The organism is Ancylobacter sp. 3268, from assembly GCF_031456575.1.
GTDB lineage: Bacteria > Pseudomonadota > Alphaproteobacteria > Rhizobiales > Xanthobacteraceae > Ancylobacter.
Genome location: NZ_JAVDUX010000013.1, coordinates 32,488 through 46,695, shown reverse-complemented (window position 1 = coordinate 46,695; position 14,208 = coordinate 32,488). Strand labels below are relative to the sequence as shown.

Below are 14,208 nucleotides of genomic sequence, written 5' to 3'. Positions count from 1 at the left end.
CTGCCCTCTAATACGCTTCCGGCGCCGGATCGACGGCGACGATTTCCATGGTGCCGGCCGGCAGGGCGATCTCATCGCCGATCCACTTGCCCACCAGCGCGCGGGCCACCGGCGAAACCCAGGCGATGCGCCCCTCTTTCGGCTCGGCCTCGTCCTCGCCGACGATGCGGAAGCTGCGGCGCCGGCCGTGCTCGTCTTCCAGCGTCACCGCCATGCCGAAGGTGATCGCCTCGCCCCGCGCCGGCGGATCCACCGGCTCGGCGCTGGACCGCCGGGCGCTCCAGTAGCGCAGCTCGCGGGAGGCCCGCGCCGCGGCATCCCGCTCGGCCCCTGCTCCGGCCGCCGCGAGCGCCTCGCGGTGACGGGCGATCTCGGCCTCGATCAGGGCAAGGCCGCGCCGGGTGACAAGGTTGCGATTGGCGCTGACCGGGCGTTCCGGCAGCGCCTCGGCACCACTGTCCTCCTTGACGAAGGCTCGGCTCATGACCCCCTCCGGACGGCGTGAAACAAAGGCAGCGGCATGGCCGGAACCCGAACCACCGGCGCGTTTGTCATCGGCAATATCGGCCACCCCGCCAGCCCCGGCCGTCGACGGCGTCCGATCGCCAAGGCGGCCTATCATACAAATACGCGATCTGTCGCCCCAACCCCTTGAATATCCTGAAAAGCATTGACTTCCGGACCATTATGCCTATGTTGCGCTGCATCGTCTGACCCAATCCGACCGATGCGCTCCGCGCGATGACGATGCAGCCCGTCCCCGGTTACGGCTCGGGGGATGTCAGGGTGAGCGGTGCGCTGCCGCAGAATTGACCCTCGATGCCTTTCAACGAACTGGGCCTGAGCGACAAAGTGCTCTCGGCCGTCGCCGATACGGGTTACACGGAACCGACGCCGATCCAGGCGCAGGCGATTCCTCATGTGCTCGCCCGCCGCGATGTGCTGGGCCTCGCCCAGACCGGCACCGGCAAGACCGCTGCCTTCGTGCTGCCGATGCTGACGATGCTGGAGCAGGGCCGCGCCCGTGCCCGCATGCCGCGCACGCTGATCCTGGAGCCGACGCGCGAGCTCGCGGCGCAGGTGGAGGAGAACTTCACCCGCTACGGCAAGAACCACAAGCTGAACGTCGCGCTGCTGATCGGCGGCGTCTCCTTCGGCGACCAGGACGCCAAGCTGGTGCGCGGCGTCGATGTGCTGATCGCCACGCCCGGCCGCCTGCTCGATCATGTCGAGCGCGGGCGGCTGCTGCTCTCCGGCATCGAGATCCTCGTCATCGACGAGGCCGACCGCATGCTGGACATGGGCTTCATCCCGGACATCGAGCGCATCTGCAAGCTGGTGCCCTTCACCCGCCAGACGCTGTTCTTCTCCGCCACCATGCCGCCGGAAATCCAGCGGCTGGTCGCGCAGTTCCTCTCCAATCCGGTGCAGGTGGAAGCCTCCCGCCCCTCCTCCACCGCCTCCACCATCACCCAGCTTCTGGTGGCGAGCGGCAAGGAGGACTATGAGAAGCGCGATACGCTGCGCCGTCTCATCGACAATGCCGAAAACCTGCAGAACGGCATCATCTTCTGCAACCGCAAGAGCGAAGTCGCGGTGGTGCACAAGTCGCTGCTGCGGCATGGCTACAAGGCCGTCTGCCTGCATGGCGACATGGACCAGCGTTCGCGCATGAACGCGCTCGACCAGTTCCGCACCGGCGAGGCGACCCTGCTGGTCGCTTCCGATGTCGCCGCCCGCGGGCTCGACATTCCGGCGGTGAGCCACGTGTTCAACTTCGACACGCCGCACCACGCCGAGGACTATGTGCATCGCATCGGCCGGACCGGCCGCGCGGGCCGCACCGGGGCGGCGTTCACCCTGGTGACCCACGCCGACGCCAAGTCGCTGGCTGCCATCGAGAAGCTGATCGGCCGCCCGATCGAGTGGCAGGGCGATCCGCTCGGCGACGCCCCGCCGCGCGAAGCCCGCGGCGCCCGCCCCGCCGGCCGCGGCGAGCGGACCGAGCGCGGCGAGCGCAAGGAACGCGGCGAGCGCAGCGGTAGCGAGCGCAGCGGCGCCGGCTCCGAGCGTCGTGGCGCCCGTCCCGCCCGTCGTCGTGACGGTACGGCTCCTGCTCCGGCCGAGGTCGCGCTCGAGGAGAGCGCCGCTCCGGCGCCAATCGCCGCGCGCGCCCCGCGGCGCAAGCCGGGCGGCGATGCTCCGGCCAAGGCCCCCGTTGCCGCCCCGGCTCGCGCGCCGGTGACGCCGACGTCGGTGCGCCATGGCGAGGAACGTCGTTCCTCCTATCATGACGAACCGGCCGATACCTCGCATCTGCCAGCCTTCCTGCTGCGTCCGGTGCGCATCAAGGCCAGCTGAGCGGCTCTCATATCACTGTCAGGCGGCGGAGGCCTCCGCCGCCCTGAGCTGCCCGCGCAGGTGGCGGGTCAAGGCCGCCTTTACCGCCCCGTCATCGCCGGTATTGGTCCAGGCCGAGACGGTGATCTCCACCCGGTCGAGCAGCATCTTCGACACCGATGCCGATGGGCCGGGACTGGACAGCACCCGCGTGTCGGCCTTCAGAAAATCGACAGCCTCCGCCAGCGCCGCCTCGGCATCGGCGGCGCCCGGCAGTTCCAGCGTCACGGCGAATTGCCGCTGGCCATAGGCCGAGTTGTTGACGATGTTCGAGCCCCACACCTTGGCGTTGGGGATCAGCACCTGCACATTGGTGCCGGACGCCAGTTCGGTGGTGAACAGCGACAGGCCCTTCACCGTGCCGGCGACGCCCGCCACCTCGACGCTGTCGCCGAGCTTGAACGGGCGGAACAGCAGCAGCATCACCCCCGCCGCCAGATTGGACAGCGTACCCTGCAGGGCGAGGCCGATGGCCAGCGAGGTCGCGCCCAGCACGGCGATGATGCTGGTGGTCTGGATGCCGAAACGCTGCAGCACCGCCACCCCGACGAACACCAATACCGTGTAGCGGGCGATGCTGGCGAGGAAACCGGAGACGGTGACGTCGACCCGCCGTGTGGCGCCGAGCGCCCGCATGACCAGCCGTTCCACGAAAGTGGCCAGCCACCAGCCGACGACGATCAGGCCGATGGCATAGAGGATGTTGAGCCCGTAGAGGACGAGCAGATTGCCGAGGCTTTCGAAATTGACGCGGTCGAGATCCATCCGTTTTCCCTCTGCTTGCGACAGGGGTAACGGGCGGCGGCGCCAGCGGTTCACCGCGACGCGCTAGCAATTGGTCGGAAGCCGGCGTCCCGGCGGGCTGCCCTTGGGCTTCGCCGGCGCCCGCCGTGCCACCGCCAGGGCCGCGCGGGCGATCTCGGCGAGGGCCTCGGGATCATCGAGGGCCGCCTCGGGCGCCGACCAATAGCCGAGTTCGACCCGGCGCCCTGCGCGATCATAGGTGAACGGCAGCGACCCATCTGCCGCGAGGCGCTCGGCCAGAGGCAGGTCGGCCTTGAAATAGAGGGTATCGTCGACCACCAGCGCCAGCATCAGACCGTCGGCGAACACGCCGAGTCCGCCGAACATCCGCTTCACGCGCACCGGGCCGAAGCCCGCCAGCAGATCCGCGATCGTCTCCGCATCCACCGGCTCAGGCGCCGGAGCTCGCCGAGGGATTCGCCGCTTCGGCCTTGGCCGGGGTGATGGCAACCGATTCGCCGCAGCCGCAGGCCGAGGTCTGGTTCGGGTTGTTGAACACGAACTGCGCCGACATCTTGTCGATGCGGTAATCCATCTCGGTGCCGAGCAGATAAAGGATGGCCTTGGGATCGATGATCACCCGCGCGCCCTTGTCTTCGATGATCTCATCGAAGCGGCCCGCCTCCTCGGCGAATTCCATCGTGTATTCCATGCCGGCGCAGCCGCCGTTCTTGATGCCGACGCGCAGGCCGGCGGCCGGCTTGTCGCTGCGCTCCATGAGCGCACGCACGCGCGCCGCAGCGGCATCGGTCAGCTTCATCACGGCTGGGCGGGGACGGGCTTCGGTCATATCTGTCGTCTCCAACTCGACGCCGGTTCAAGGCCGGCGGATCGGCACGCTGAAAATGGGATATCAGGCGGCCGCAGGCAAGACGAAGAGAGTGCACACGCGCCATGCGCCGGCGCCGTGGCTCAGTAATTCGGCCACAGCCCCGGCGTCGCCAGCTCGACGAGATGGCCGTCGGGATCGCGCAGGTAGAGGCTCACTCCGCCACCCTTCCAGTCCACGCGGCCCTCGATCACGACACGCTGCGCCGCCAGATGCGCGATCCACAGCTCCAGCGCCGCCGCCGGGATCGCCAGCGCGTAGTGCAGGGGGCCATGGCCGTCATGCGGCGGGATCGTGCCCTCGGCCATGTGGACCGGCTCCAGCGTCGCCCCGCGCAGGAACAGCAGCAGCACGCTCGCCGGCCCGGCATTATAGGCGCAGAAGCGGGCATCGGCCACCATCGGGCTGAGGCCGAGAATCTCCTCGTAAAAGGCGCGGGCGCGCGGCAGATCGTCGACATAGAGCCCGGTCTCCAGCACGCCGGAGATCGGCGGCGGCGGCGTCCCAGTGGCTGCCACCTCGCCCGTCATTTCCTCACCACAGATTAAGGGCGAGCCGCGCCTCTTCCGACATCCGGCCCTGGTCCCAGGGCGGGTCGAAGGTGAGGTTGACATTGACGCCGGAGACGCCGCCGACGCTCGCCACCGCGCCTTCCACCATGCCGGGAAGCTCGGCGGCGGAGGGGCAGTTGGGCGTGGTCAGCGTCATCTCCACCGCCACCTGGCGGTCGTCGGCGATGTCGACCTTGTAGATCAGGCCGAGCTCATAGATGTCGACCGGGATCTCGGGATCGTAGACCGTCTTCAGCGCCGCGACGATGTCATCGGTCAGCCGGTCCAGTTCCTCCTGCGGAATCTGCGAGTCGATGGCCGGCACGTTGGGCGCATCGGCAGAAGATATGTCGCTCATGCGAACAGGTCCTGAGCCTTGACGAGGGCATCGGCCAACCGGTCGACTTCCTCATGGGTGTTGTAGAGCGCGAACGACGCCCGGCACGTCGCTGTTACTCCATATCGTCCAAGAAGCGGCATTGCGCAATGGGTGCCCGCCCGCACCGCCACGCCCGCCCGGTCGATGATGGTGGCAATGTCGTGCGGATGCGCGCCCTTGACGTCGAAGGCGAAGATCGCCCCCTTGCCCGGCGCATCGCCATAGATCTGCACCGAGTTGATCGCCGACAGCCGCTGCCGGGCATAGGCGCCGAGCGAGGCCTCATGCGCGGCGATGCGCGCGCGGCCGAGGCTCTCCATATAGACCAGCGCCTCGCCAAGGCCGATCGCCTGCACGATCGGCGGCGTGCCGGCCTCGAAGCGGTGCGGCGGCTCGCCATAGGTGACGCCGTCCTCGGTGACGGTGCGGATCATCTCGCCGCCGCCTTCATAGGGTGGCAGCTTGTCCAGCAGCGCCCGCTTGCCGTAAAGCACGCCGATGCCGGTCGGCCCATAGAGCTTGTGGCCGGTGATGCCGTAGAAATCGACGTCGAGATCCTGCACGTCGACCGGCATGTGCACCGCCGCCTGCGCGCCGTCGACCACCACCACCGCGCCGGCCTCATGGGCGAGGCGGGCGATCTCCTTCACCGGCGTCACCGTGCCCAGCACGTTCGACATGTGGGTGACGGCAACGATCTTCGTCCGCTCGGTGAGCAGCGCCCGGTAGGCGTCGAGATCGAAGGCGCCGTCTTCCAGCACCGGCACCCATTTGATCACCGCGCCCTTGCGCTCGCGCAGGTAATTCCACGGCACGATGTTGGAATGGTGCTCCATGATCGAGAGCACGATCTCGTCGCCTTCCTTGATCGACTGCCCGAGCGAGGAGGCGACGAGGTTGATGGCACCGGTGACCGAGCGGGTGAAGATCACCTCCTCCAGCGTCGGCGCATTGAGGAAGGCACGGCAGCGCTCGCGCGCCTGCTCATAGGCCTCGGTCATCGCATTGGCGAGATAGTGCAGGCCGCGATGGACGTTGGAATATTCGTTCTCATAGGCGTAGCGCATGCGGTCCAGCACCTGGACCGGCTTCTGCGCCGAGGCGGCGTTGTCGAGATAGACCAGCGGCTTGCCATAGACCTGCTTGGACAGGATCGGGAAATCCTGCCGCACGCGCTCGACGTCGTAGATGCCGTCGGTGACGGCGGGGTGGAGGGTGGTCATCTCAGGACCTTTCTGGCGCCTTGCATGGCGAACATCCTTCGAGGCCGGCCTGTGGCCGGCGCCTCAGGATGAGGGCGCAAAAAGAGGAGCCTCATCCTGAGGTGCGAGCGGAGCGGGCCTCGAAGGATGCCCGTCCCGAGCGCCAGAGTCTCAGCCCCGCGCCTTCAGCCAGGCCTCGGCGCGCTCGACCAGGGCATCGCGCAATTCGTCATGCGCCACGGTCTCGATGGCCTCGCCGACAAAGGCCTGCACCAGCAGGCTCTGCGCTTCCTTCAGCGGGATGCCGCGGGCGCGCAGATAGAACAGCAGGTCGTCGTCGATCGCGCCGCAGGTGGCGCCATGGCCGCAGGCGACGTCGTCGGCGAAGATCTCCAGCTCCGGCTTGTTGTCCATCTCGGCGTCGTCGCCGAGCAGCAGCGCGCGGCTCATCATCCGCCCGTCGGTCTTCTGGGCCGGCTGACGCACCACGATCTTGCCCTGGAACACCCCGCGCGAGCTGTCATCCAGCACATGCTTGAAAAGCTCGCGGCTCTCGCAACCGGTGGTCTGATGGTCGACGAACAGCGTCGAATCCGCGTGCTGGCGATCCTTGAGCAGCAGCGCGCCGTTGAACGACACCGCGCTGTCGGCCCCCTGGAGGCGGGCATAGAGCGAAGTGCGCGACACCGCCGCACCCGAGGTGAAGCCGAAGGCGTTCAGCTTCACGGCCTTGCCGACCTCGAACAGCAGCGTCGATAGGTGAATGGCGGCAGCGCCCTCCTCCTGTGCCCGCACCACGTCGAGGCTGGCGTCATCCGCCACCACGAACTCGGTGGCGCTGTTGACCTGATAGGCCGTGCCTTCCGGCCCCTCGAAGCTCTCGGCATAGGTGAGGCTGGCGCCTTCGCCGAGCACGACGAGATTGCGGGCGAAGCTCGCCGCCGCCTTGCCGCTGAACACATGCGCGACATGGATCGGCCGCTCGATCTTCGCGCCCGGCGCCACCGAAACGGCGACGCCGTCGCGCGCAAGCGCCGTATTCAGCGCCAGGGCCGCGTCGTAGCGACCCGGCTCCAGCGTGCCGAGCCGGGCGACCGCATCGCCGCCGGCCGCCAATGCCTGCGCAAGCGAGGCGATGGTCAGCCCCGGCTCCAGATCGGCGAGGTCGGACAGCTCCGGCACCACCGCCCCATTGGCGACGACGATGCGACGGACGTCGGTGTCGACCAGCAGCCGGGCATGCGCCTCGACCACCGCCGACTGCGCCGGCGTGGAAATCGGCAGCGCCTCGCGCACCAGCGTGCGCAGATCGGTGTATTTCCACTCCTCCACCCGGCGGTGGGGAAGACCGTTATCGTTGAAGGCCTTGGCGGCCGCCGCGCGCAGCGCCACGATGCGCGCGCCGCCGCTCGCCGGCAGATTCTTCAATTCACCCGACAAGCCCTGCTCGGCCGGGGTGCGCATAGGACGAACTTCCGCGTTCATCGTATCCCCCTCACGCCGCGTCCTGCTGGTACTCGGCATAGCCATTGGCTTCGAGTTCCAGCGCCAGCTCCTTGCCGCCCGAGCGCACGATGCGGCCCTTGTTCATCACATGCACGAAGTCGGGCACGATGTGATTGAGCAGGCGCTGGTAGTGGGTGATGACGATCATGCCGCGATCCGGCGAGCGCAGGGCATTGACGCCCTCCGACACGATCTTCAGCGCGTCGATGTCGAGGCCGGAATCGGTCTCGTCGAGGATGGCGATCTTCGGCTCCAGAATGGCCATCTGCAGGATCTCGGCGCGCTTCTTCTCGCCGCCGGAGAAGCCGACATTGACGCCGCGCTTCAGCATGTCCTGGCTGATGCCGAGCCCGGCGGCCTTGGCCTTCACCAGCCGCAGGAAGTCCGGGGTGGAGATTTCCTCCTCGCCGCGCTTCTTGCGCTGGGCGTTCAACGCCGAACGCAGGAAGGTCATGGTGGCGACGCCGGGCACCTCGATCGGGTACTGGAAGGCGAGGAACACGCCCTTGGCGGCGCGCTCGTCGATTTCCATCTCCAGCAGGTCTTCGCCGTCGAGCGTCACCGAGCCCTCGGTGACTTCATAGTCTTCCTTGCCGGCGAGAATGTAGGAGAGCGTCGACTTGCCGGAGCCGTTCGGGCCCATGATGGCGTGGACCTCGCCGGGATTCACCTTCAGCGACAGGCCCTTGAGGATTTCCTTGCCGTCCTCGCCCTCGATCTTGGCGTGGAGGTTGTCGATGTCGAGCATGGCCATTGCGTTCGTTCCGTTACCTGTGTGGCGCGGCATCCTGGGCCGTCCGGCCGGGCGCGCCGAATGTGCGAAAGGCGGCGAAGCGTCCCGGCGAACCGGGACGCAAAAGGGCGTCAGCCCACCGAGCCTTCGAGGCTCACCGAGATCAGCTTCTGCGCCTCGACCGCGAACTCCATCGGCAGCTGCTGCAGCACGTCCTTGACGAAGCCGTTGACGATCAGCGCCGTCGCCTCCTCGGGATCAAGCCCGCGCTGCCGGCAATAGAACAGCTGGTCCTCGGAGATCTTCGAGGTGGTCGCCTCGTGCTCGAAATGCGCGCTGGCGTTCTTGCTCTCGATATAGGGCACGGTGTGCGCGCCGCACTGGTCGCCGATCAGCAGGCTGTCGCAATTGGTGAAGTTGCGCGCGTTGGTCGCCTTGCGGTGCGCCGAAACAAGACCGCGATAGGTGTTGTCCGAGCGGCCGGCGGCGATGCCCTTGGAGATGATGCGGCTCGAGGTGTTCTTGCCGAGATGGATCATCTTGGTGCCGCTGTCGACCTGCTGACGGCCGTTCGAGATGGCGATCGAGTAGAACTCGCCCTGCGAATCGTCGCCGCGCAGGATGCAGCTCGGATATTTCCAGGTGATCGCCGAGCCGGTCTCGACCTGCGTCCACGAGATCTTCGAGCGGTCGCCGCGGCAGTCGCCGCGCTTGGTGACGAAGTTGAAGATGCCGCCCTTGCCCTCGCTGTCGCCCGGATACCAGTTCTGAACGGTGGAGTACTTGATTTCGGCATCGGCCAGCGCCACCAGCTCGACCACGGCGGCGTGCAGCTGGTTCTCGTCGCGCATCGGCGCGGTGCAGCCTTCGAGATAGCTCACATAGGAGCCCTCATCGGCGATGATCAGCGTGCGCTCGAACTGGCCGGTGTTGCGCTCGTTGATGCGGAAATAGGTCGAGAGCTCCATCGGGCAGCGCACGCCCTTCGGCACGTACACAAACGAGCCATCGGAGAACACCGCCGAGTTCAGCGTCGCGAAGAAGTTGTCGGTCACCGGCACCACCGAGCCGAGATATTTCCGCACCAGCTCGGGATGCTCGCGCACCGCCTCCGAGATCGGCATGAAGATGACGCCGACCCTGGCGAGCTCTTCCTTAAACGTGGTCGCCACCGAGACGCTGTCGAACACCGCGTCCACGGCGACTTTCGAACCGCCGCTGCTCTCGATGCCGAGCAGCGCGTCGCGCTCGCGCAAGGGTATGCCCAGCTTCTCATAGGTGGCGAGGATCTCCGGGTCGATCTCGTCGATCGACTTCGGTCCTGCCTTCTGCTTCGGCGCCGAGTAATAATACAGTTCCTGATAGGGGATCGGCGGATAGTCGACCCGCGCCCATTTCGGTTCCTGCATGGTCTGCCAGCGGCGGAAGGCGTCGAGCCGCCACTCCAGCAGCCATTCGGGTTCGTTCTTCTTGGCCGAGATGAAGCGGACGGTGTCCTCGTCCAGTCCCTTCGGCGCCTTCTCCGACTCGATATCGGTGAAGAACCCGTATTTGTACTGATCGACGTCGATGGAGCGGACCTGCTCCACTGTCTCCTGTACGGCCGGCATCGTCTCATCTCCTCTCCCACGCGGGGTCAAGGCCCGCGGGTGCAGGTCAACACGTCACATCGGCAGCGCCGCGCCTGCGGCCGTCGCCGTATTCAAGCGTCGGCGCCACCGGGACGCCGCCGCCAAATCCTTCGTCACGCCGCTCGTGCGCGACGCAACAGCCCCGGGATCACCCGGCGGAACACGCCGAGCGCCTGGTCGACATCCTCGTCCTGGCTCGACCAGCCGAAGGACAGCCGGAACGCCGAACGGGCGATCTTCTCCGGCACGCCCATCGCGGCCAGCACATGCGACGGGCCAACCTTGCCCGACGAGCAGGCGGCCCCGGCGCTCACCGAAAGCCCGGCGAGATCAAGCGCGATCACCACCGTCTCGGCCGGCGCACCCGGCAGGGCGAAGCACGCGGTATTGGGCAGGCGATCGACATCGCCGACCAGCAGCACCAGTTCCGGGAACTCGCACCTTAGAGCGTCTTCAAGCCGTTCGCGCAAGCCGCCAATGCGGATGATTTCACCATCGAGCGCCAGCCGGGCGCTCTTCGCCGCGGCTCCGAAGGCGGCGATGGCAGGCGCGTTCTCGCTGCCGGCCCGCCGGCCGCGCTCCTGCCCGCCACCGGCGAACACCGGTGCGGGGCGCAGGTCCGGGTCGGCGAACACCAGCGCGCCGGCGCCCGGCGCGCCGCCGATCTTGTGGGCGGAGATCGAGACGGCGTCGACGCCGAGCCCGGCAAGATCGACGCGGATGCGGCCAGCCGCCTGCACCGCGTCGGTGTGGATCAGCCCGCCACGGGCATGGACGCGGCGCGCCGCCTCGGCCACCGGCTGGATCACCCCGGTCTCGTTATTGGCCAGCATCAGCGACACCAGCACCCGGTGCCCGGCCTCGGCATGAGCGGCGAGCGCGGCATCGAGCGCGTCGAGCCGCAGCCGGCCGCGCGCATCCACCGGCAGGATTTCCACCTTGTCGGCGGCGAAGCGGTGGCCGCGCAGCACGGCGGCATGCTCCACCGCGCTGATCAGCAGCACGTCACAGGGGAGCGGCTCGCCGGCGCGCTGATAATCGGGGGTCAGCGCCAGCGCGTCGGCCTCGGTGCCGCCGGCGGTGAAGACCACGCCCCGTGCATCGCCGCCGACCAGCGCCGCCACCTCGACGCGCGCCTGCTCGATGCGGGCACGGGTCGCCCGCCCCTCGCCATGAATGGCCGAGGCATTGCCGGTCGCGGTCAGCGCGGCGGTCAGCGCCTCGACCGCTTCCGGGCGTATCGGCGCGGTGGCATTGTGATCGAGATAGATGCGTTCGTTCATCGCGGCCCGGTTCGGTGTTTCAGCGCCTGCCCGCCTATATAGTAGGACACCGCCGCTTTCGCTGCGGTCCCCGTTGATTTGCTTGCAAAACAAGCCCATCTCATTCATAGCTTCAGCTCCGCACAGTCCGCGGGCGACGCCGGCAATGGTTGCACGACATTGGCCTGCAACCATGCGTAGAAACTTAGAATTATTCTAATAAATTAGGGATCACACCCTATGTCGTCAAGGCGCTCGCGGTATTATGTACACCTGCAGGAAAATTGAAACGGCGGCCCCGCGCCTTGGCTGCCTGCCTGCGCAGGGCGGTTGCGCCGCCCGTATCTAGGATCACACACTTCATGCCCGAGGTCATCTTCACCGGCGAGAAGGGGCGTCTGGAAGGGCGGTACCAGCCGGCCAAGCAGCGCCACGCGCCCATCGCCATCATCCTGCACCCGCACCCGCAGTTCGGGGGCACGATGAACAATCCGGTGGTCTATAATCTCTACTACCAGTTCGTGAACCGTGGCTTCTCGACGCTGCGCTTCAACTTCCGTGGCGTCGGCCGCTCGCAGGGCTCTTTCGACCACGGCCAGGGCGAGCTCGCCGATGCCGCCGCCGCGCTGGACTGGGCGCAGTCGATCAACCCCGATGCACGTGCCTGCTGGATCGCCGGCTTCTCCTTCGGCGCCTGGATCGGCATGCAGCTGCTGATGCGCCGCCCGGAGGTGGAAGGTTTCATCTCGGTGGCCGCGCCGGCCAATCTCTACGACTTCTCCTTTCTCGCTCCCTGCCCCTCCTCCGGCCTGTTCGTCCACGGCGACAAGGACGCGGTGGTGCCGTTCTCGGCGGTGAACACGCTGGTGGAGAAGCTGAAGACGCAGAAGGGCATCGTTATCGAACAGCAGACCGTGCCGGGCGCGAACCACTTCTTCGACAACCGGACCGAGGAGTTGACCGAACTGATCGGCGGCTATCTCGACCGACGCCTGCCGGACACCCGCAAGAGCGACAACGCCGCCTGAGGCGAACTGCGGCGCGATGGCGACGGAATAAAAAAGCCCGGCACTTGGCCGGGCTTTTCATTTTCGAGACGCGACACGACGCGCGATGCGAAGACTGAGTTAAGCACGCTCAGTTGAGCACGAGGCGATCGGGATGCGTCACCGTCACGCTGTCGCCGCGACGCGCGATCTCGACCTGGCTGGCATCGGCACCCTCGGGCCCCGGCACGGAAAAGCTCACCGCCTGCTCCGGCTGCAGCGTGGCGGCGACGCGGATCGGCGCACCGCCGGCCACGCTCAGCGTCGCCACGACGTGATAGCCGTCAGCCTGGAGGGTGTAATAGGCGACGCCGCGCACATAGCCGATATTGATCGTCTGCGCTGCCGCGGGGCGGGCCCCGACCCGATCGGCGGCGAAGCCGGGGGCGATGAAGGCGACGGCGATGAGCCCACCCGCCAGGGCGAGGGGCAGAATGTCACGAGAAAGGTTGCGCATCTCGATTGCTCCAAGTTCTGTCCAGGCGTTTTGATCAGAAGCTGCCTGCCTGGCGAGCCGGACTTCCGGGAGCCGTCAACATACGCATTTTGTTGTGCGGCGCATCATACGTTTGCGCATCGCACCATTGCGTTTCAGGAATACTTCGCTGATATGAATTAAGATTCAATTTTACTGAATGATGGCTTCAGCTTTGCTTCAGCCGCCACGCTGCCGGCGAAGTTGCGTCATTCCAAGGCCACCGCGACCCCGCCGGCCATCGGCGCGGGCACGCCCGTGGTGGTCGGGAAGCTGAGCGGCAGGCCCCGCCGCGAACGCACCGCCAGGAAAGCGAAAGCCTGCGCCTCCATCGCATCCGAGGATAGGCCGAGCGCATCGGCAGGCGCCACCGGCAGGCCGAGCCTGGCGGCCAGCATGGCGAGCAGCGTCGGGTTGTGCGCGCCGCCCCCGGCCGCCACCACGGCTTGCGGCCGCTGCGGCAGCAGGGATAGCGCGGCGGCCACGGTCGCGGCGCTGAGCGCGGTCAGGGTCGCCGCGCCGTCTTCAGTGCTCCGCGCCGCCAACCCGGCATGCTCCGCCACGAAGGCCTTGAAAGCGTTGCGATCCAGCGATTTCGGCGGGCGCTGGGTGAAGAAGGGGTGCGCCAGCAGCCGCGCCAGCGCCGCGTCATCGACACGCCCCGCCGCCGCGCAGGCGCCGTCGGCATCGACCGGCAGCCCGGTGCGCTCCTTCATGAAGTCGTCGATCAGCGCATTGGCCGGGCCGGTGTCGAAGGCCACGGGATCGTTGATGCCATCGACATAGGTGACGTTCGCCACCCCGCCGAGATTGAGAAATAGCAGCGGCAGCGGCAGATCGAGCCCCTTGGCCAGCGCCGCGTGATAGACCGGCACCAGCGGCGCCCCCTGCCCGCCTGCCGCCACGTCGGCGGCACGGAGATCGTAGACCAGCTCGGCGCCCGGCTTCAGCCCGGCCGCCCGCAACGCCCGCGCCAGCACCGGCCCGTCGCCGATCTGCACGGTAAGGGCGATCTCCGGCCGATGCAGCACCGTCTGGCCGTGGAAGCCGACCACCCGCGCTTGTGCCGCCTGCGGATGCGCGGCGACGAAGCGCGCCACCGCCTCGCCATGGCGGGCGGTCAGCATCAACTCGGCCTCGGCCAGCACGCCGGGACGCGCCGTGCGGTCGGTCAGCGGTTTTGCCTCCTCGATGGCGCGCACCAGCAGCGCCCGGTCTTCCGCCCGATAAGGATAGGTGGCCGAGGGGCCGAAAGCGGCGACGCTCTCGCCATCGGTCTCGATCAGCGCCACGTCGACGCCGTCGAGCGAGGTGCCGCTCATCAGACCGATCGCCGCCACAGGCTCCGTCATCTCGCCCTCCCGGCGTGCATGTGCCGCCCGAAGCTGCT

The 14,208-nt window shown here is 67.6% G+C and carries 15 protein-coding genes; 2 read left to right on the top strand and 13 right to left on the bottom strand.

What is annotated here, in order from left to right; translation table 11 throughout:
• Window positions 1-7: 7 nt before the first annotated feature.
• On the bottom strand, window positions 8-484 hold the full coding sequence (locus J2X65_RS18255) for a GreA/GreB family elongation factor (protein ID WP_310203765.1): 477 nt from the start codon (window positions 482-484) through the stop codon (window positions 8-10).
• A gap of 335 nt (window positions 485-819) precedes the next feature.
• On the opposite strand from J2X65_RS18255, the gene J2X65_RS18250 reads away from it, so the two are divergent.
• The gene (locus tag J2X65_RS18250; protein WP_310203762.1) at window positions 820-2,361 is read left to right on the top strand and encodes a DEAD/DEAH box helicase; all 1,542 of its coding nucleotides are present in this window, start codon (window positions 820-822) and stop codon (window positions 2,359-2,361) included.
• Window positions 2,362-2,379: 18 nt separating this feature from the next.
• On the opposite strand, the gene J2X65_RS18245 is transcribed toward J2X65_RS18250, so the two are convergent.
• The 10 genes from J2X65_RS18245 to J2X65_RS18200 all read right to left on the bottom strand — a co-directional run bounded on the left by J2X65_RS18245 (window position 2,380) and on the right by J2X65_RS18200 (window position 11,318).
• On the bottom strand, window positions 2,380-3,165 hold the full coding sequence (locus J2X65_RS18245; RefSeq protein WP_310203759.1) for a mechanosensitive ion channel domain-containing protein: 786 nt from the start codon (window positions 3,163-3,165) through the stop codon (window positions 2,380-2,382).
• 63 nt (window positions 3,166-3,228) lie between these two features.
• Window positions 3,229-3,591, bottom strand: a complete 363-nt coding sequence (locus tag J2X65_RS18240; RefSeq protein WP_310203755.1) for a TfoX/Sxy family protein — start codon at window positions 3,589-3,591, stop codon at window positions 3,229-3,231.
• Window positions 3,592-3,595: 4 nt separating this feature from the next.
• Window positions 3,596-3,994, bottom strand: a complete 399-nt coding sequence (sufA, locus tag J2X65_RS18235; RefSeq protein WP_310203753.1) for a Fe-S cluster assembly scaffold SufA — start codon at window positions 3,992-3,994, stop codon at window positions 3,596-3,598.
• A 122-nt stretch (window positions 3,995-4,116) separates the two neighbouring features.
• Window positions 4,117-4,551, bottom strand: coding sequence for a VOC family protein (locus J2X65_RS18230; protein ID WP_310203750.1), 435 nt, complete (start codon window positions 4,549-4,551; stop codon window positions 4,117-4,119).
• 16 nt (window positions 4,552-4,567) lie between these two features.
• Entirely contained in the window at window positions 4,568-4,942 is a 375-nt protein-coding gene (locus J2X65_RS18225) for an SUF system Fe-S cluster assembly protein (protein ID WP_213363245.1), read from the bottom strand.
• Window positions 4,939-6,186 carry a cysteine desulfurase gene (locus tag J2X65_RS18220; RefSeq protein WP_310203745.1) on the bottom strand — a complete coding sequence of 416 codons (1,248 nt, stop codon included), beginning with the start codon at window positions 6,184-6,186 and terminating at the stop codon, window positions 4,939-4,941. The genes J2X65_RS18225 and J2X65_RS18220 overlap by 4 nt, the downstream gene beginning before the upstream one ends.
• Window positions 6,187-6,336: 150 nt before the next feature.
• Window positions 6,337-7,650 (bottom strand): Fe-S cluster assembly protein SufD, encoded by a 1,314-nt coding sequence (gene sufD / locus J2X65_RS18215; RefSeq protein ID WP_310203743.1) that lies wholly within the window; start codon window positions 7,648-7,650, stop codon window positions 6,337-6,339.
• 10 nt (window positions 7,651-7,660) lie between these two features.
• The gene (gene sufC / locus J2X65_RS18210; RefSeq protein ID WP_310204116.1) at window positions 7,661-8,419 is read right to left on the bottom strand and encodes a Fe-S cluster assembly ATPase SufC; all 759 of its coding nucleotides are present in this window, start codon (window positions 8,417-8,419) and stop codon (window positions 7,661-7,663) included.
• A 116-nt stretch (window positions 8,420-8,535) separates the two neighbouring features.
• Window positions 8,536-10,014: a Fe-S cluster assembly protein SufB gene (gene sufB / locus J2X65_RS18205; RefSeq protein ID WP_310203740.1), complete on the bottom strand. Its 1,479-nt coding sequence runs from the start codon at window positions 10,012-10,014 to the stop codon at window positions 8,536-8,538.
• A 134-nt stretch (window positions 10,015-10,148) separates the two neighbouring features.
• Window positions 10,149-11,318: a cysteine desulfurase family protein gene (locus tag J2X65_RS18200; RefSeq protein ID WP_310203737.1), complete on the bottom strand. Its 1,170-nt coding sequence runs from the start codon at window positions 11,316-11,318 to the stop codon at window positions 10,149-10,151.
• A gap of 341 nt (window positions 11,319-11,659) precedes the next feature.
• On the opposite strand from J2X65_RS18200, the gene J2X65_RS18195 reads away from it, so the two are divergent.
• On the top strand, window positions 11,660-12,325 hold the full coding sequence (locus tag J2X65_RS18195; protein ID WP_213363250.1) for an alpha/beta hydrolase: 666 nt from the start codon (window positions 11,660-11,662) through the stop codon (window positions 12,323-12,325).
• Window positions 12,326-12,434: 109 nt separating this feature from the next.
• On the opposite strand, the gene J2X65_RS18190 is transcribed toward J2X65_RS18195, so the two are convergent.
• On the bottom strand, window positions 12,435-12,800 hold the full coding sequence (locus J2X65_RS18190; RefSeq protein WP_310203734.1) for a hypothetical protein: 366 nt from the start codon (window positions 12,798-12,800) through the stop codon (window positions 12,435-12,437).
• Between the two features lie 227 nt (window positions 12,801-13,027).
• A complete protein-coding gene (locus tag J2X65_RS18185) occupies window positions 13,028-14,170 on the bottom strand; it encodes an anhydro-N-acetylmuramic acid kinase (RefSeq protein ID WP_310203731.1) in 1,143 nt (380 codons plus the stop codon).
• Window positions 14,171-14,208 lie beyond the last annotated feature (38 nt).